Annotated in this window: 15 protein-coding genes, 1 pseudogene and 1 other annotated feature; of the genes and pseudogenes, 12 read left to right on the plus strand and 4 right to left on the minus strand. The window is 29.0% G+C overall.

The window, feature by feature from the left end:
- Positions 1 to 37: 37 nt before the first annotated feature.
- Positions 38 to 1,465, plus strand: a complete 1,428-nt coding sequence (locus tag AAT22_RS00460; protein ID WP_046999911.1) for a peptidoglycan-binding domain-containing protein — start codon at positions 38 to 40, stop codon at positions 1,463 to 1,465.
- Between the two features lie 233 nt (positions 1,466 to 1,698).
- On the plus strand, positions 1,699 to 3,474 hold the full coding sequence (locus AAT22_RS00465) for a heme NO-binding domain-containing protein (RefSeq protein WP_016206932.1): 1,776 nt from the start codon (positions 1,699 to 1,701) through the stop codon (positions 3,472 to 3,474).
- Positions 3,475 to 3,550: 76 nt separating this feature from the next.
- On the opposite strand, the gene AAT22_RS00470 is transcribed toward AAT22_RS00465, so the two are convergent.
- Positions 3,551 to 4,609 (minus strand): transporter, encoded by a 1,059-nt coding sequence (locus AAT22_RS00470; protein ID WP_046999912.1) that lies wholly within the window; start codon positions 4,607 to 4,609, stop codon positions 3,551 to 3,553.
- Positions 4,610 to 4,741: 132 nt separating this feature from the next.
- Here AAT22_RS00470 and AAT22_RS00475 point away from each other — a divergent pair, with 132 nt between their 5' ends.
- The 4 genes from AAT22_RS00475 to AAT22_RS00490 all read left to right on the plus strand — a co-directional run bounded on the left by AAT22_RS00475 (position 4,742) and on the right by AAT22_RS00490 (position 8,855).
- The gene (locus tag AAT22_RS00475; RefSeq protein ID WP_046999913.1) at positions 4,742 to 5,851 is read left to right on the plus strand and encodes a hypothetical protein; all 1,110 of its coding nucleotides are present in this window, start codon (positions 4,742 to 4,744) and stop codon (positions 5,849 to 5,851) included.
- Between the two features lie 83 nt (positions 5,852 to 5,934).
- Positions 5,935 to 6,861 carry a TIGR01212 family radical SAM protein gene (locus AAT22_RS00480; RefSeq protein ID WP_046999914.1) on the plus strand — a complete coding sequence of 309 codons (927 nt, stop codon included), beginning with the start codon at positions 5,935 to 5,937 and terminating at the stop codon, positions 6,859 to 6,861.
- 31 nt (positions 6,862 to 6,892) lie between these two features.
- The gene (locus AAT22_RS00485) at positions 6,893 to 7,624 is read left to right on the plus strand and encodes a 2-phosphosulfolactate phosphatase family protein (RefSeq protein ID WP_016206928.1); all 732 of its coding nucleotides are present in this window, start codon (positions 6,893 to 6,895) and stop codon (positions 7,622 to 7,624) included.
- Positions 7,625 to 8,042: 418 nt separating this feature from the next.
- Entirely contained in the window at positions 8,043 to 8,855 is an 813-nt protein-coding gene (locus AAT22_RS00490; protein WP_046999915.1) for a CAP domain-containing protein, read from the plus strand.
- Positions 8,856 to 8,942: 87 nt separating this feature from the next.
- Here the strand turns inward: AAT22_RS00490 and AAT22_RS00495 are convergent, their stop codons facing one another.
- Together AAT22_RS00495 and AAT22_RS18705 are read right to left on the minus strand one after the other, a co-directional pair.
- Positions 8,943 to 10,118, minus strand: coding sequence for a class I SAM-dependent rRNA methyltransferase (locus AAT22_RS00495; protein WP_046999916.1), 1,176 nt, complete (start codon positions 10,116 to 10,118; stop codon positions 8,943 to 8,945).
- Between the two features lie 113 nt (positions 10,119 to 10,231).
- Entirely contained in the window at positions 10,232 to 10,420 is a 189-nt protein-coding gene (locus AAT22_RS18705) for a transposase (RefSeq protein WP_083935675.1), read from the minus strand.
- Between the two features lie 147 nt (positions 10,421 to 10,567).
- On the opposite strand from AAT22_RS18705, the gene AAT22_RS00500 reads away from it, so the two are divergent.
- From AAT22_RS00500 to AAT22_RS00520, 4 genes and pseudogenes are all read left to right on the plus strand, one after another.
- Positions 10,568 to 11,194 (plus strand): hypothetical protein, encoded by a 627-nt coding sequence (locus AAT22_RS00500; protein WP_046999917.1) that lies wholly within the window; start codon positions 10,568 to 10,570, stop codon positions 11,192 to 11,194.
- Between the two features lie 673 nt (positions 11,195 to 11,867).
- Positions 11,868 to 12,364 (plus strand): annotated as a pseudogene (locus AAT22_RS19385) (DUF4355 domain-containing protein).
- A 45-nt stretch (positions 12,365 to 12,409) separates the two neighbouring features.
- Positions 12,410 to 12,628 (plus strand): hypothetical protein, encoded by a 219-nt coding sequence (locus AAT22_RS00515; protein ID WP_052953881.1) that lies wholly within the window; start codon positions 12,410 to 12,412, stop codon positions 12,626 to 12,628.
- Between the two features lie 161 nt (positions 12,629 to 12,789).
- Positions 12,790 to 12,972 carry a hypothetical protein gene (locus AAT22_RS00520; RefSeq protein WP_046999919.1) on the plus strand — a complete coding sequence of 61 codons (183 nt, stop codon included), beginning with the start codon at positions 12,790 to 12,792 and terminating at the stop codon, positions 12,970 to 12,972.
- A gap of 170 nt (positions 12,973 to 13,142) precedes the next feature.
- Here the strand turns inward: AAT22_RS00520 and AAT22_RS00525 are convergent, their stop codons facing one another.
- A complete protein-coding gene (locus AAT22_RS00525; RefSeq protein WP_046999920.1) occupies positions 13,143 to 13,361 on the minus strand; it encodes a (2Fe-2S)-binding protein in 219 nt (72 codons plus the stop codon).
- A 292-nt stretch (positions 13,362 to 13,653) separates the two neighbouring features.
- Positions 13,654 to 13,904 (plus strand) — a binding site (T-box leader).
- Positions 13,905 to 14,070: 166 nt separating this feature from the next.
- Between AAT22_RS00525 and ileS the strand changes: the two genes are divergently transcribed.
- Together ileS and AAT22_RS00535 are read left to right on the plus strand one after the other, a co-directional pair.
- Positions 14,071 to 17,181: an isoleucine--tRNA ligase gene (gene ileS / locus AAT22_RS00530; RefSeq protein WP_046999921.1), complete on the plus strand. Its 3,111-nt coding sequence runs from the start codon at positions 14,071 to 14,073 to the stop codon at positions 17,179 to 17,181.
- Positions 17,182 to 17,363: 182 nt separating this feature from the next.
- Positions 17,364 to 18,362 (plus strand): LacI family DNA-binding transcriptional regulator, encoded by a 999-nt coding sequence (locus tag AAT22_RS00535; protein WP_046999922.1) that lies wholly within the window; start codon positions 17,364 to 17,366, stop codon positions 18,360 to 18,362.
- Positions 18,363 to 18,386: the final 24 nt, after the last annotated feature.

The following is an 18,386-nucleotide window of genomic DNA, read 5'->3' on the forward strand; positions in this document are numbered from 1 at the left end:
TATATTAATTAGAGGAAAAATATTAAAGGAGAAATATATGGCTCAGAAAGGCAGATTAAAGGTACAATGTTTTGTTAATGAAACTTATTTACCTGTTGAAAATTCAAAGATAACTATAAGACCATCATTTGGTGGGCCAGAGACAAAAGATATAGTTTTATCTACCGATTCTATGGGAGAATCCGAAATAATAGAATTAGATGCACCTCCCTTGGAATACTCACAACAACCAACAGGACAGGTGCCTTATAGTATGTATGATGTAAGGGTAGAGAAGGAAGGGTTCCAAAGTATATTAGTAAATAGATGTCAGATTTTCCCTGAGGAATTAGCTATACAGCAATGCAATCTTATTGAATCTTTAAATAGAGCATATAGAACTGAAACTATAAATGTTCCACCGAATACATCAAATATTTCACCAACTGCTCCCAATGCATCGCCAACTGCAGTACAAGGAAATATAGTGGAAATCATAAATATTGGACCAAATGTTTTAAATGGAAATTATCCAGAAAAGATTCCAGAGGAAGAAGATAAGCCATTGCCACCTCCAACAAGTGGAGTTGTTTTACAAAGACCAGTAGTACCTGAGTTTATAGTTGTTCATGCTGGGGGTCCCAATAATGCATCGGCACCTAATTATAGAGTCCCTTATAAAGATTATATAAAGAATGTTGCATCATGTGAAATATATTCAACTTGGCCAGAAAATACAATACGATCAAATGTTTATGCTATAGTATCATTTACATTAAATAGAATATATACAGAATGGTATAGGGGTAAGGGAAAGAACTTTGATATAACAAATTCAACAGCTTATGATCATGCATTTACTTTTGGAAGAAATATATTTGAAAGCATTAGTGCGGTAGTAGATGATATATTTGCAACTTATGTAAGAAGAATAGGAAGAAAGCAACCGTTATTAACACAATATTGTGATGGTAAAAATGTATCTTGTCCAGGATGGATGACTCAGTGGGGAAGTAAATACTTAGGGGATCAAGGCAAGACTCCATATGAAATACTAACGAGCTTTTATGGAAGTGATATAGAATTAGTAACTGCAGATCAGGTTAAAGGTGTACCAAAATCATATCCAGGATATGATTTAATAGTAGGATCATCAGGAGATGCGGTTAGGACTGTACAAGAATTTTTAAATAGAATAGCTCAAAACTATCCATTAATTCCTAAGGTTGCTCAAGATGGGATATATGGTGCGAAAACTGCTGAGGCGGTAAGAGTATTCCAAGGAGTATTTAATTTACCGCAAACAGGAATAGTAGATTATGCAACTTGGTATAAAATATCAGATATTTATGTAGGTGTAACAAGAATAGCAGAATTAAGAAGTAGCACTAGAAATGTTCAAAGGATATTTATACCTCCTAGGTCTTTTGATAACCATTACGATTCAACAGTTCCTAAATTTAATTATATGGATGACATGATATAGTATAAATAAATTAACAATTAAAAATGATTTGATTTTTAAAACTCCTACGGGAGTTTTTTTGTTAAGTTTCCATCTTGTATTATTAATTTTTTATCATGAATAGGTATTTATAAAAAAAATATACATCCTTCGACAGTACTTCTTTTTTTATTATAATAGAGGTATAATAGATATAAATATGTGATAATCTTAACGGTGTTATTATAAATTAAATAAAATTAGGGAGGTAGGTTATGAAAGGCACAGTTGTTTCTACATGGATAAGAACATGTAGAGATTTGTATGGAAATGATATTATAAATAAAAGTTTAAAATCTGTAGATTGGTCGGAAGATATAGTATTTACACCTTTAGAAGATGTAGATGATACTAAAATATTTAAACTTATAGAAATTATAGCTAATAATGTAGATACTCCAATAAATAAATTATGGCAAATTATTGGGGAAAATAATTTAAATAAGTTTTTAGAGGACTATCCTGTATTCTTTAAAAGGGTAAATTTATATAAATTTTTAAATTCCCTTAACTTTATACATGCAATAATAATGAAGAAGATAAAGGGAGCAAAACCACCTAAAATGGTATTGGAACCGGTAACAAATGATAGCATATATTTTACATATAGATCAGATAGAGAACTATTTGATTATTTTTTAGGGTTATTACATGGAAGTGCTAAATATTTTGGAGAAAAAATCGAAGTAAAAGAGATAGAGAGAAAAAAGGGAGAACTTAAAGTACACATAAAATTTGAAAATACTATTCAACATAGTAAAAAGTATAATTTTAGTAAAGCTTTATCAAGTATAGGCTTAAAAAGCTTAGAGTTAAAGATGACTATGCCTATATTTATAATTATGACTTGTGTTGGTATAGCACTTTCAGGATTGGCTAAGGGTCTATTAATTGGGGGCATATCAGGAGTCATTTCAGCTATTGTATCATATATGACAGTGAAGCCTTTAAATGACATAATAGAAAATATAGAAAATAGAAATTTTGAAGATATTGATAGAAGCATTAAAACTAATGATAAGCTTGAAAAAATATATTTAGGAATATCAAAATTAAAAGATAGCATAGGTAAGGATTCAACATCTGCTAATCTTGCAATAAATGAGTTGTCAGTATTTACTAACAATATGTACAATACTACAGAAAAAATGAAGGAAGCAACTAGAGAAATAGCAGAGTACTCCGAACAGGTTTCACAATTAGCTACTCAACAAGAAATAAGCACTGAAACTCTTGTGAAACAAACCAATGAAAATATGGTAGCTTTAAAAGAACTTGTACAATCTGAAAATAAAAATAAAGTAGAGCTAGATAAATCAGTAGAAAAGATAAATCAAAGTCATATTAATGTAGATAAGTCAAGTGAAGCTATAAAGGAATCCTTAAAATCATTTATGAATGTAAAAGAAAAAGGTAAAAATCTTAAAAATAAAACTGAGGATATAACTAATATAGTATCATTAGTTTCAGGAATCGCAGCACAAACAAATCTTTTAGCATTAAATGCTTCAATAGAAGCAGCAAGAGCAGGCGAACAAGGTAGAGGCTTTGCTGTAGTTGCAGAAGAGGTTAGAAAACTTGCTGAGCAATCTCAACAAGCGGTAAAGGATATTAATAGTAATTTATTATATTTTGCAGATGAAATAAATTCATTAGTAGGTAGCATAGAAAGTCAATATAGCGTATTAGAATTAGAAACTACTAACTTAGAAAATGTAAGAAAAATAAGTTCAGAAGCCAATGACCTAATTAAAGTTGTATCAGATGAAACTAATAAATCAATAACTCAATTAAATAGTGAAGTGGAGTCTGTAGAAGAAATGTTTAAAACTATTGATTCATTGGCAGCAATTGCAACAGAGAACGCATCATCATCACAAGAAGTTAACAGGAATATAGAAGAATTTACCAATAATATTCAAGATATGATTGAAACACTTCAAAAGGTTAAGGATGTTGGAGATAACTTTGCAAATGATATAGAAATATAATTGGAAAAAATTACACCTCAGGGGTCCAAAAAATTGGAACTTAGGTGTAATTTTTTTGTTTTATTATTTAGGACTTTTAATTTAACTCATGTTTATGTTTAAAATAAAAATAAATAGTTTGGATTATAAATACTAAACTAAGTAATCCAAAAAAAGGATATAGAGATCCTATTAACTTAGAAAATCCAATTCTTGATATAGGAAAGGCAATAATTATAACTAAGAAAATTGCTTTCTTAAAGTCTATGTTTAAAGTATTATCTAATGTCTTACTTATAGAGTAAACATCAGAAACTTCAGTCGAAAACATTTCCAACCAAATTACAACTAGTAACAATGCTTGAATTATGTTTCCAAAACGCTGAGCCACAAATAACAAAGGTACTTCATATTGATGTATATATGGTTGATTTATCATTAGCAAGAAGTTTATTGCAAAGCTTAAAGCAGCTAAACCTAAAGCTCCTAAAGCTATTCCATAGAACATGGTTTTAGGCTTTCTAACTTGATTACTTAAAGGAACTAAGACTCCTAAACAACAAAGTGTATTATAACCTGAGTATAAAATAGTAGATAAGGTTATCCCTGTTTTTTTAGGCTCAAACTTAGTCAAAAATTCTAATGAAATCATATCTTTGCAAAACATAAAATATAGTATGGTTATTGTAGTGATAGTTATTACCAAAGTTGGAACAATAAAGGAATTTATCTCTATTAATCCATCAGTATCTCTTAAAAGGAAAAATATAGCTAAGGCTATCATTATAAGAGAACCGATTATCTTAGGTATTCCAAAAAATTGATTTATTAAAGCTCCGCTACCAGCTAAAATAATTGATGCACTAGAAATGAGATAAAGAGTAGTGATAACACCAGTTATTTTACCAAGAAGATTTGGGCTAACTACTTTAATTACATCTCCATAAGAGTTTAACTTATACTTAATACTTATTTTGGAAACCATAGTACCCATGATTACATAAAATATGCCACAAGCTATAATTCCTACAAAACTAGATATTCCATATGAAGTAAAAAACTCCTTAATCTCTTGTCCAGAAGCAAGTCCAGCCCCAACTATTGTTCCTATGAAAACAACAGCTATTTGAAAAATTTTAGAAAGTTCCCGTTTCATTTATATATCCCCCTAATTTCTATCTATTAACAAATATATATGTATTGAGTTACTTTTATTCTTCAAAAATGAATAAGGTATATATTCTTAGGGAAAATAAGTTTAAGGACAATATGTAAGGAGGTATTATAAATGAAGAATAGAAAAATAATAATGTGTTATTTATTAGTAATTATGAATCTTTTTTTATTATCATGTTCTAAAAAAGAAATTAACGAAGAAGCTAACATAGATTTATTTAACCCTAAAGCAGCATCAGAAGTAGCAAAGGATTATTTAAGCTATGTGAAAGAGAATAATATTAAAGAAGCAAATAATTTATGTACAGATCAACTTATAAGTAAAAATAAAGAAATATCTATGGGAGGAACAAGAATAATATCTTATGCACCTGATAATTTAATAGAATCCTCAGGATCTGCATATATATTATTTAATGTAGTTAGGAATTCAGAATCAGAATCAAGATGTGATTTAGATAATTATGCAATAAAGGTAGTTAAGATTGGTGATGAATACAAAATAGATGAAATTAAATCTATAAACAAAAAACAAGTTTTTGTTAGAGATAGATCATTAAGAGTTATTGGAGAGGATGGGGGAAAAAGTGATTTAATATTAACATTAAACAACTTACCGAGAGATATTTATTTAAGTGAAAATAAAGTAATGCTTTATAAAGAACAAACACCAAATGAAAAATTTGGGCCTATATCAATAGGATATAGGGGCCAAAAGGTAGCAATTTCAACAATAGGTGATAATAAATCATTTATATCAATTGCATATATGGAAGAAAGTAAGGAAGCCCAAGCCCAAGCACAATCAGAAGAAGCGGGTGGATCAGCAGATAAGGGGATTACAGGAAGTACCAATTTAGAAGAAGTATTAGATAAGCCTATAGCAAAAAAAGTAATATCACTAGATATTTTAGATAACATAAAGTTACAAGACTTGATTTTCTCAAAGGAAGAGGAATATTTAATAGTAAGTTATTTAAATTCTAATTCATTAAATAGAATGAATGTTTATAGCACATCAAAAGGTGATCTTATTAAGCTAAAATTTAATGAGATGTTTCCAGAAGATAAGTATAACATAGCATTAAAGGAATTTGATAAAAATACAATTACCATTGAAGTAACAGGAAAGGCTAAATTAGATAATATAAACAAAGAAGTTATAGGTAATTATAAAGTAAATATGGAAGAGGAAGAAATTGAAAAAATATTTAATTCATAAAAGGCTTAACATATAAAAATATTGTAGTAGAATAAAAGTACAACTTAAAATAAAGTTGTACTTTTACTTTTTAGGAGGAACTTATGAAAACATGGAATGGTAAGAGATATCATAGTTTAAACTATTATCTTAGAAATAAATTTAATGAAAAAGTGTATAAAATATCACTAGATGGAGGATTTACATGCCCTAATAGGGATGGGAAAGTTGCTACGGGGGGATGTACTTTTTGTAGCGCAAGAGGTTCTGGAGATTTTGCAGGAAGTAGAATTTTATCAATAACAAAGCAGTTTGAAGATAGAAAAGATATGATGGAGAAAAAGTGGAAGGATGGAAAGTTAATTGCATATTTTCAAGCTTACACAAATACATATGCTCCAGTAGACGAACTTAGAGAAAAGTATGAGGAAGCTTTAAAGCAAAAAAATGTAGTAGCAATATCAATAGCAACAAGACCAGATTGCATCGATAATGATGTTTTGGAGTTCTTAACAGAGCTAAATAAAAAAACTTATTTAATTATAGAGTTAGGCCTACAAACTATAAATGATGAAACGGCAAGAGACTTTAATAGAGGATATGATTTTGAAGTCTTTGATAATACTTTAAAAAGGCTATTAGAAAGAAATATAGAAGTTGTAGCTCATACAATTTTTGGACTACCAGGAGAAACAAAAGAGGATATGCTAAAGACTGTTGATTATATAGCACATTCAGGAGCCAAAGGTATAAAATTTCATTTGCTTCATTTAATGGAGGGAACAAAGATGGTTAAACAGTATGAAAGCGGAGAGTTAAAATTGTTAAGCCAAGAAGAATATATAGCTTTAATATGTGAAGGAGTCTCTATGTTGCCAGAAGAAATGGTTGTTCATAGGCTAACAGGAGATGCCCCAAGAGAATTATTAATAGGTCCTATGTGGAGTTTAAAAAAATGGGAAGTGTTAAATGCTATAGATAAAGCATTAGAAGATAATGATATTTGGCAAGGGAAAACTTATATCAATTAACAATCAACAATTAATAAGGAGGGGGGTTTTTATGAATATAGATGTTATTATATCAGCGGATCATATTAAGGAAGAATATCTAGAAAATAAAACTGTGGTAGTGATAGATATGCTAAGAGCAACATCTGTTATTATTACAGCCTTAGCCAATGGAGCGAAGGAAGTCATTCCAATGTTGACCGTAGAGGAATCTTTTAAGAAGAAAATGGAACTTTCAAAATTAGGAATACCATCTTTACTTGGAGGAGAAAGAAGAGCGGTAAAAATAGAAGGATTTGACTTCACAAATTCACCATTAGAATATACTAAAGAAAAGATAGACCAAAAGGTAATTATATTAAGCACTACTAATGGGACAAGGGCTATTAATTTGAGTTTAAAGGCAAAGAAAATATTAATAGGAGCAATGATAAACGCTAATGCTGTTGTTGAATTATTAAAAAATCAAGAAGAGGATATAGTATTTATAAATTCAGGAACCAATGGTGAATTTTCTATGGATGATTTTATATGTTCAGGATATATGATAAATTTATTGTGCCAAAGTCATGAACATAACTTATCAGATATAGCAAAGACGGCTAGATATATATATGCTAATAATAGTGATGTGGTACAGTATATAAAAAATGCTAGGCATTATAATGTATTGAAAGCTTTAAATTTAGAAGAGGATTTAAAATATTGTTGTAAAAAAAGTATTGTTGATATAGTTCCCATAGTCAATAAAAGTAGCAAAACTATATCTATAATTAGTAAATGATAATAAATTTCAATTATTTTAAATTTTCTATTGACAATAATGTGAAAAGATTATATTATAATATTAGATTGATAATGAATATCAATTAAGCGGAAAAAATACTATTAAAAGCTCCACACTTTTAATAGTATGGATTATATACAAACAAACTAAACTCCTATAATTATAGAATTTATTTCAATAAAAGATGACTAAGCATTACACTTAGTCATCTTTTATTTTGTTTGAAAATAATTGTAATATCCTTTATAGGAAAAGATTTAATTGTTCTTAATTTTTAAAATTTATCAATAGTAAATAATTTTATCCTTTTATTAAAACATTTTCATTAATTACAAGGTAACTCATATTTAGTGTAATCTATTATTATGATATTATTAATATTGTACATAAGATTAAATTAAAGGAGGAAATTCCTATGAGCAAATCTAGAATAATTACTCTTATAATTTCGGGATTATTAGCCATAGCAGTGGCTGGTGGAGTATACTATACATATTCTAAAAATGAAGTTGGTGATAATAACACAACTAATATTGAAGAAAACAAAAAACTTGCATCTGATAAAAATAAGAATGATAATGATAAAAATAAAGAGACTGAGATACCAGATAATAGTGATGGAGAACCAAATATTAATGAAGAAAATAATGATGGAAGTCCTGATTTAGGTGGTAATGTTCCAAATAATAATGATAATTCTAATAACGAAACTGTACCTCCGAGTCAACCAGAACAAGCGCCTAAAGCTCCACAAGGAGGTAGTGTTAATCCTAATACTATTACGCCAGAGGTTCCACAACAACCATCAACCTCAGATGATAGTAATTATATAGCAGAAATTGAGCAAGCTATTTTTCAAAGAGTAAATAAAGAAAGAGCAGCAGCGGGACTTACAGCTCTAAGTTATAATACAACTATGGAATACTATGCTAGAATAAAATCAAAAGATATGGGAGATAAAGGATACTTTGATCATAAAGACCCACAAGGTAGATTAATTACAGAACAAATGAAAGCAGATGGAGTATCATATAATGCTTGGGGAGAAAATATTGCTTATATCCAAGGTGCTAGAGGAGATTCTGCTTTAGCAACACAATTTATGGATAATTGGATGAATTCACCAGGACATAGAGCTAATATATTATCATCAAATTTTAGTAGTATAGGCATTGGTGTTTTTAAGATAGGAGATACTTATTATGCAACACAAGAATTCTATAGATAATAAATAATAATTAAAAATTAAAAAGCTATTATTTCACAATTATAATTTTATGAAATAATAGCTTTTTAAATGAATTTGTTTAAATTACTATATAACTTGGAATATAAAGAATTTTAGATAATAAGATTCATCAGAGTTCCATAAAATTGGATGGTCTGCACTTTGAGTTCTTATTTCCACTTGTCTTAATGTTCTTCTAGCATCATGAGCTGCTTCTTGAACTGTTTTCTTTAATTGTTCTTCACTCATATAATGAGAGCAAGAGCAAGTTGCAAAGTATCCACCTGATTTAACCATTTTTAACCCTCTAAGGTTTATTTCCTTATAGCCTCTAATTGCAGAGTTAACTGTGTTTCTTGACTTTGTAAATGCTGGAGGATCAAGAATAACAACATCAAATTGTTTTCCTTCTCTTGACCAATCTCCAAGTATATTAAAGGCATTATGACATTCAAATTTAACAGTATCTTGAAGATTGTTAAGTTCTGAATTTTTTCTAGCACAATCAATAGCATGTTGAGATACATCAATACCTAATACTGATTTAGCTCCTGCAATACCAGCATTTAAAGCAAAGGAACCTGTATGAGTAAAGCAGTCTAATACATCCTTATCTTTGCAGATTCTGTGTATAGCAGCTCTATTTTCCTTTTGATCTAAAAAGAATCCAGTTTTTTGGCCATTTTCTAGATCAACTATGTATTTAACTCCATTTTCTATTATTTCAACATTTGTATCAAAAGCTTCAGTTAAGAATCCCTTAGTTTGTTCAAGACCTTCTATTTCTCTTGTCTTGATATCACTTCTTTCATAAACACCTTTAGCTGCGTACTCATCAACTAAAACCTTAACTATTATATCTCTATACTTATCCATACCTAAGGTAGAAATTTGAATTACATAATAATCTTCAAATTTATCAACAGTAAGACCAGGTAAAAAATCTGCTTCGCCAAAAATAAATCTGCAAGATGATGTATCTATAACAGTTTTTCTGTATTCAAAGGCATTAGCAAATCTCTTTTTAAAGAAATTATAATCTATTTCCTCGTCAATATCTGTTGTCATTATTCTTATAGTAATTTTACTTTTATCATTAATATAACCCTTACCTATAAAAAATCCTTTATGATTATATACTTCAACTATATCGCCGTTTTCATAATCACCATCATATTCATTTATTTCATCAATATATATCCAAGGTCTACCTTGCTCAGCTCTTTTATTCTTTCCCTTATGTAAATAGAACTTACTTGCCATAACTTATCCTATCTCCTTTTTAAATTAAATCTTATAAAATTATAACATATATATAATTAAATCAATATTATAAAGTTAAATAGTACAAGTTTAATATAATAACTTTATGTGAATTAATAGGTAGTAGAGACAAATTCACCAGTTAATCCATCAAATGCAACTAATGGATGATATCCATTTGCGGAATAATGAAAATTGTACCTAAAACCATATTGATTCCTATAGGTTTCACAATTAATTGAATCTAAATCAATCAATACTTGTTTAGGTTTTTTGATAGAGTAAACTTTATCTTGATCTATAGGATATCAGCATTAAATTTTAGAACTATAGCCCACTAAAATATTAAATATTTATTAAGAATTGAAATTAATACAATATTAGACAAAAATATACATTTAATTATAGTAAAATATTCATGTATTATAAATAAATTATGAGGTGATTTTATGAAAGCTAAAACAAAACAATTGCTAACATTACTTATGGCAGGGTTACTGTCTATTTCTGTTCCATTTACTACTTATGCAAGTACTTCAGCAAAAAATTCACTTGTGAATGTTATTGTTTCTGAGAGTGATGAACAAACTATAATTGCTCAAGTACCAAAAGAATATGTTGATGAATATAAAGAAAAATTAAAAGATCCAGTTTTTAAACAAGAGCAAATTAACATGATGAGTGGTAATAATAGTGATCTTTCAGAAGGAAGAATTGTTGCACAAAGTCTTCCTGAAGGAAAAATGATTGCACAAAGATATTTGTATAGGTCTGATATAAAAAGGATATATGAATCTGCTACGGCACCGAATGCATTGGAAAATCTTATTCTTAATTTTGGGCCAAGCGCTGCTGTTTCAAAGATAATAGCAACTTTAGGGCTAGGTAGTCCATGGGGTCTTGTAGGTGCATTAGGAACTTGGGCAGTTGAGTATATAAGAGTTAAGCCAGAGGACTGGTGGACGCAATCGTATATAATGATTTTAGAAAAGAGTATTAGTTGTGTAAGAGTATCACATATTCAAAATCTAAAGCCAACATATCCTGCAGCTTGGTTAATTTTAGAAAGATTGTAAGTTTATTAATATATGAAAACTAATTATTTTATAAGAAATATTAAAGTTTTATGTAATAAAAAGATATTTATATATTTTGTTCGAGGGATTGGATGGATAGTTTTACCCATTGCAATTCACATAGGATTATTTCACAAGGGAGTTTTGGATGAATATCCAATTTTATCTTTAGTTTTTGTTTTAATATTTCTTCTTACAGATTATAAAGTTAACTATAAAGATATGAAAGCTTCAAAACGAGTGATTATAATTTTATCATACCTTGTTGCTTGTATTATATGTGGATATGTTGTTTATATTATAGGTTGCAAATTCTAAAAAATATTATTATAAAGAATAAAGAAAAAGATTATGTCTTATATAAATTAAGATATAATCTTTTTAAATACTAAATAATTAAAGTCTTAGAAAACTAAGGCTTTTTATTTTGCTTGAAAATCGTCCTATGTGCTTTAGATGTGTAGGGGAAAATACTATTGTTAAACAAAATAATTTTGTGTCACAAGGCTCATAGAGGTTTGTGGGATAAGGAGGATATATGTTAAAGAAAGAACTATTAAAATTAATAGAAAAAGCTGGTGATGGTGAAAATATAGATTCATTGCTAGAAAATAGTGATTTAGCTAAATCACTACAAGCTAATGGACTTACCTTAGATGCATTTAAGGAGAAAATGAAAAATGATAAAGATTTTAAAACTTTTATTGATAGTGAAAATGACAAGTATCATTCAAAAATCTTAAAAACTTGGAGGGAAAATAACTTGGAAAAGGAACTTGAACCTTTTATAAAAGGAAAGTACCCAGAATTAGTTACTTATCCAGCACAAAAGAAGGTGCTAGAACTTGAAAAAGAATTAGAGAAAGACAAGTTAATACTAGAAAAGACCTTTTAAATCAGGATATAAAGTATGTTGCAGATAAAAAGTTATCTGCTAGTATAATTGAAAAGTGTTTAGGTAAAGATTTGGATAAGACTAAAGAAGTTATAGATTCTATAGCAAAAGATTGGTCTGATGGATTAGAAACTATAACTACAGAAAAAATGAAACAGTCTAGTTATGTACCGGGTAAAGGTAGTGCTGGAGATCCAATCTCTATTGGTGCATCAATTGCATCACAGTTAAACAATTCAAGTAAAGTCCAAAATAATCCTTGGGAAAATGAATAGGAGGAATGAAAGAATGAATTTTATAAAACAACTTATACAAATAAAATGGAGATTTTAACAACTCCAGTAAATTTAGTTACTTTTAGTGGTACAGTTTTAGATTCAGGAGTTGCAGCTAATGAAGAAGGTAAAAAAATAGTTTTATCAGGTAGCTTAATTGATGCTGATGGGAACGTAGTAAAACAAACTGGAGCTACAGGCTCAGAAACTTTGAGCACTACTCCAGTTAGAATTTTATATAAAAATATATGGATTAACTGCTGAAGAAGTCAAGTTAATTGGTGATGGTAAAATGGATGAAGCTTAGTTTTCTTTAACAATTTTTCTATATTAAATTCATTCATAAATTTATACCATTAAGTTATGAATATAAAATTCAAATACAAATATAATTATAGTATAAAGCAATTATTTGGGGGATTTAGATGATATTTAAGGCAATTGTTATACCAACTCCAAGAAGAATACGAAGGTTTGTGGAGAAGAAAATAGATGAATTTACAAGTGAGAGCATAACAGCAAATGAAACTGTGAATAAGGAATTAGAACATATTGATATAACAAAAGATACTTTTAAAAATTATGGATTATCAGTTAGACTTTTTTAAATGAAATATTAGACATATGTAAGGTTAATTTATTATGGTGTCCTTTTTAGGTCAGCACAAACTTACATATGTCTATTTTAAATTTAAACAAAATATAAGCCACCTGTTTCCATAACAGGTGGCTTAGGGGAGATATAATCTATATGCTAATATAGTTTGGGGGAACTATATTAGTTACTTTCCAGATGTTTATCAATCAAATTTTGGATTGTAGGGGTACATCTGTAGCCTCTGCATCCACCTGTACAAGCTCCAGTTGCCTTTGAAACTTGTTCTACGGTGTGAGCTCCGGCTTTGATTGCATCTTTTATTTTGGATCTTGGTATTGCCTTGCAAATACAAACTTTAGTAATTTTATCAAGGACTTGTTCATTTAAGCTATTTTCCATTTAGTTTTCCTCCTAATGTATTAAGAAATAGACTAAGGAAAATAAAGGGGATAAAAAATAATTATTGTTTATTCTTTATGATTACATTATATAGTTATCGATAAAGAAAGTCAATACTAACAGATAAAAATTATTAGATAATTATAAATTTGTTAGCTTAGTATTGATAATACTATTTTGTGAAAATTATATTTAAATATTCCTAAATATAATCTTTTATATTATTCTACTTTGTAGTAGAATATAATTATTATTAACATAATGATTATATTTATATTAGCTTATTCAATAATTAAAGACTGTGATTAGGAAAAGTACTTAGTTGGATACTTTAAGAGAGTGGCTGTTTGGTGGAAAGTCATAGAGAAGATTAAGGAAAATCACCTAGGAGTTTGAGACTGAAAGGTAAATTTACTAATTAAGTTTTCACGTTAGCCAGCGTTAAAGGATAGAGTATGATTGTACTCGAAATAGAAAGTTTTTCATAATTTTATGATAAACTTATGACCTTAGGTGGTATAGCGAATTATCTTCGTCCTATTGGGCGAAGTTTTTTTTATTTAATTTATGTTTAGTAGCAATCAGCTTGTGAATAATTACTAGTCTATAGTTAATAATGTAAAATATAGATTAAGGGTTATGATAAAGATAAGTATAGTCTTAAACTAGTATATTTAATATAAATTGATCAAAAGAAGGGAGTTTATATATGTACAAAAAAGTTGAACTGTCAAAGGGCTTTGTTGGCATGGAAAAGGAAGTAGCAAACCTTTGGAAAGAAAATAATGTTATTAAAAAGAATTTTGATATGAATCAAGATGGTGAGTATTTTACATTTTATGATGGACCTCCAACAGCAAATGGAAGACCTCACGTAGGACACGTTTTAACAAGAGTTATGAAGGATATTATCCCAAGATACAAAGTTATGAAGGGATACAAAGTTATAAGAAAAGCAGGTTGGGATACTCATGGATTACCAGTTGAACTTGAGATTGAAAAGAAACTTGGAATTTCAGGGAAAGAGCAAATCGAAAGTTATGGAGTAGAGAAGTTTGTTACAGAGTGTAAGGAATCAGTATTTACTTATGTAAACATGTGGGAAAAAATGACTAATCAAATAGGATACTGGGTAGATATGGAACAGCCTTATGTTACATATCATAACTCATATATAGAATCTGTTTGGTGGGCATTAAGCCAAATGTGGGAAAAAGGACTTTTATATAAAGGTCATAAAGTAATGCCATATTGTCCAAGATGTGGAACAGGACTTTCTTCACATGAAGTTTCACAAGGATATAAGGATGTTAAGGATTTAACTGCTATAGTTAAATTTAAAGTTGAAGGAGAAGAAAATAAATATATATTAGCATGGACAACAACTCCATGGACATTACCTTCAAACTTAGCGTTATGTGTAAATAAAGCTTATGATTATATTGAAGCGAAAGTTGGAGATGAAACATTAGTACTTGCTAAAGATTTAGCTTCAAAGGTATTAGGCGAAGACTATGAAGTAATTAAAGAGTTTAAAGGAACTGAATTATTAGGAACTAAATATGAAAGATTACTTCCTTTTGGTGAAGTTGAAGGAAAGGCATTTGAAGTTATTCATGGAGACTATGTAACTTTATCAGATGGTACAGGGATAGTTCATATAGCTCCTGCATATGGTGAAGATGATAGTTTTGTTGCAAAGAAAAATGGAATAGGCTTCATAAACCTAGTAGATGCTAGTGGTAATTTTGTAGATGAAGTAACTCCATGGGCAGGAAAGTTTGTTAAAAAGTGTGATGAAAGCATAGTTAAATACTTAGATGAAAATAACAAGTTATTTAAAGCTGAAAAGCATACACACTCATATCCACACTGTTGGAGATGTGACACACCACTTCTTTATTATCCAAGGGAAAGTTGGTTTGTTGCAATGACTAAGCTTAGAGATAAGCTATTAGAAAATAATAATAAAATTAATTGGTATCCAGATAACATAAGAACAGGTAGGTTTGGTAAGTTCTTAGAAAATGTTATTGACTGGGGAATATCAAGAGATAGATATTGGGGTACTCCACTTCCTATCTGGGAATGTGAATGTGGCCATAAAGAATGTATAGGAAGTATAGAAGAATTAAAAAGAAAGGGAATTAATGTTCCTGAAGATATAGAGCTGCATAAGCCATATATAGATAATGTTCACTTAAAGTGCCCTAAGTGTAGTAAGGAAATGACAAGAACAGCTGAAGTTATTGACTGTTGGTTTGATTCAGGATCAATGCCTTTTGCACAATTACATTATCCATTTGAGAATAAAGAAGTATTTGAAAATAACTTCCCAGCTCAATTTATTTCAGAGGCTGTTGACCAAACAAGAGGTTGGTTCTATACTTTATTAGCTATTTCTACAGCTATATTTGATACGAATTCATTTGAAAATTGTATAGTTTTAGGCCACGTGTTAGATAAGAAAGGCTTAAAGATGTCAAAGTCAAAAGGAAATGTTGTAGATCCATTTGAGGTTTTAGATTCACAAGGAGCGGATGCAACAAGATGGCATTTCTATACAGCAAGTGCGCCATGGCTTCCAACAAGATTTTCTATTGATGATGTTCAAGAAGCACAAAGAAAGTTCTTAAGTACTTTCTGGAATGTATATTCATTTTATGTTTTATATGCAGATTTAGATAAGTTTAATCCATTAGAATATAAAGATTTTAAATCAAAAAATGTAATGGATAAATGGATAATGTCAAAGCTTAATACATTAATTAAAGATGTTGATGACAATTTAAATTCATATAATATAACTCAAGCTGCATTAATTATTGAAGAGTTTACAGATGAACTTTCAAATTGGTATGTAAGAAGAAATAGAGCAAGATACTGGTCAGAAGACTTAACTGAAGACAAGATTGGTGCTTATGTTACTTTATATAGAGTCTTAACTACTTTAGTTAAAGTTGCAGCTCCGTTTGTACCATTTATAACAGAAGAAATTTATCAAAATTTAGTTGTAGGCTTAGATGAATCAGCTGTGGAAAGTGTACATTTATGCACATGGCCAACTTATGATGAAAATGCTATTGATGAAAAGTTAGAAAAAGAAATGGATTTAGCTTATACAATAGTTAAACTTGGAAGAAGTGCTAGAAATGGTGCTAACATAAAAAATAGACAGCCGCTTTCAAAGATGCTTTTATCAACAGCAGTAATACCAGAATATTATGGTGATATAATAAAAGATGAACTTAATATAAAAGTCGTAGAATTCGGTGCTGATTTATCACAATATGTTAATTTTGAAATTAAGCCTAATTTACCTGTATTAGGAAAGGCGTATGGTAAGTTAATTCCAGGAATAAGAAAAGAAATAGCTTCAAGAAATCAAATGGAATTAGCACAAAAACTTCAAAATGGTGGAACCGAAACTATAATAGTGAATGAAACTGAAATAGTTTTAAATAGTGAAAGCGTCCTAGTAACAATGCAAGGTTTAGAAGGATATGCTTTTGCTGGAGAAGGTCAAATAGGAATAGTTCTTGATACTACTATTACAGAAGAATTAAGAGAAGAAGGACATTTAAGAGAAGTAATCTCAAAGATTCAAAATATGAGAAAAGAGAAAGGCTTTGAGGTTGCAGATAAAATTAAATTATTTATTTCAGATAATGATATGTTAATAGGCGTAATTAATAAATATTCTGATGTAATAAAAAGAGAAACTTTAACGCAAGAGATTGCAGTAAATGAAAAGGCAGATTATACAGAAACAATCATAAATGGCGAAAAGCTAAATATGACAGTAGAAGTTATAAAATAGGTAAAGATTTTATTAAAAGGTTAGAAGTTTCTACTAAACTTCTAACTTTTTAACTCTATTATAGTAAATTATTATAAAGAGAAAGCTTGAATATTGTATTAATTATTTGTAAATAGTATAATATATAGATAATATATAGTAGAATAAGGAAAAGATTATAATAAAAATGGAGTGATGTTGGTATGGCTACTTCTATAAAAGATGTTGCTAAAGAAGCGGGCGTCTCAATTGCTACTGTTTCTAGAGTTTTAAATGACATAGATGTTGTAAACGAGGATACGAAAAAAAAGGTCTTAGATGCAATAAAAAAACTAGGATATAGACCTAATATAGTAGCAAGAAGCTTAAAGACGCAAAAAACAAAAACTGTAGGTATTTTAGTTCCTGATATTTCAAGTGGTTTTTATCCTGAAATAGTTAGAGGAGCAGAAGATGTTGCTAATATTTACGATTATAACGTAATATTATGTAATTCAGACTTTGATGATGAAAAGGAAAAAGAATATTTAAGAGTACTTAAAGAGAAAATGGTTGATGGAGTTATATATATGAGTTCATCACTGCAAGAAGAAACTTTACAGATAATAAATGAATTAGATTTAACTACAGTATTAGTTGAAACTAAAGATAAGGATGAAAGCTTACCAAGTGTAATAATAGATAACATAAAAGCTTCAGAAGAAGCTACAAATTATCTTATAAACAAAGGTTTAAAAAATATAGCATATGCTGGTGCTAAAAAGGATAGTATGAATGCTTGGGGTGATAGATACATAGGTTATGAAAATGCCCTAAGAGATAAAAATATCAGTATAGATGAAGATTTAATATATACAAAAGGATTAAAAGTTAAGACTGGGTATGAGGCCGTAGAATATTTCGAAAATAGCAATAAAGCTTATGAAGCAGTAGTATGTGGATCCGATGAAATTGCTATGGGTGTAATAAATGCACTAAGAGAGCGTGGAAAAAAAGTTCCAGAAGATGTAAGCGTTATAGGATTTAATGACAATGCTGTTTCTTCAGTTTTCTATCCTAAAATAACTACTATAAGACAACCAAGTTATGATATGGGATCAGTAGCTATGAGAATGCTTATAAAAATGTTAAACAAAAAGGAATTAGATGAATCACAGTTTATTCTTGAATATGAGCTTATAGAAAGAGAAAGCTGTAAATAGTATTAGTAAGGGGATATCGTAGAT

Origin of the sequence: Clostridium sp. C8 (assembly GCF_001010885.1) — a bacterium.
GTDB classification, from domain to species: Bacteria; Bacillota; Clostridia; order Clostridiales; family Clostridiaceae; genus Clostridium; species Clostridium sartagoforme.

Bases quoted from the DNA above. Each gene is read 5' to 3' on its own strand.
- AAT22_RS00470 (WP_046999912.1), bottom strand. From the start codon at position 4,609: ATGAAACGGGAACTTTCTAAAATTTTTCAAATAGCTGTTGTTTTCATA.
- AAT22_RS00480 (WP_046999914.1), top strand. From the start codon at position 5,935: ATGAAAACATGGAATGGTAAGAGATATCATAGTTTAAACTATTATCTT.
- AAT22_RS00465 (WP_016206932.1), top strand. From the start codon at position 1,699: ATGAAAGGCACAGTTGTTTCTACATGGATAAGAACATGTAGAGATTTG.
- AAT22_RS00460 (WP_046999911.1), top strand. From the start codon at position 38: ATGGCTCAGAAAGGCAGATTAAAGGTACAATGTTTTGTTAATGAAACT.
- AAT22_RS00535 (WP_046999922.1), top strand. From the start codon at position 17,364: ATGGCTACTTCTATAAAAGATGTTGCTAAAGAAGCGGGCGTCTCAATT.
- AAT22_RS00495 (WP_046999916.1), bottom strand. From the start codon at position 10,118: ATGGCAAGTAAGTTCTATTTACATAAGGGAAAGAATAAAAGAGCTGAG.
- AAT22_RS00485 (WP_016206928.1), top strand. From the start codon at position 6,893: ATGAATATAGATGTTATTATATCAGCGGATCATATTAAGGAAGAATAT.
- AAT22_RS00515 (WP_052953881.1), top strand. From the start codon at position 12,410: ATGGAGATTTTAACAACTCCAGTAAATTTAGTTACTTTTAGTGGTACA.
- AAT22_RS00490 (WP_046999915.1), top strand. From the start codon at position 8,043: ATGAGCAAATCTAGAATAATTACTCTTATAATTTCGGGATTATTAGCC.
- ileS (WP_046999921.1), top strand. From the start codon at position 14,071: ATGTACAAAAAAGTTGAACTGTCAAAGGGCTTTGTTGGCATGGAAAAG.
- AAT22_RS00500 (WP_046999917.1), top strand. From the start codon at position 10,568: ATGAAAGCTAAAACAAAACAATTGCTAACATTACTTATGGCAGGGTTA.
- AAT22_RS00525 (WP_046999920.1), bottom strand. From the start codon at position 13,361: ATGGAAAATAGCTTAAATGAACAAGTCCTTGATAAAATTACTAAAGTT.
- AAT22_RS00475 (WP_046999913.1), top strand. From the start codon at position 4,742: ATGAAGAATAGAAAAATAATAATGTGTTATTTATTAGTAATTATGAAT.
- AAT22_RS00520 (WP_046999919.1), top strand. From the start codon at position 12,790: ATGATATTTAAGGCAATTGTTATACCAACTCCAAGAAGAATACGAAGG.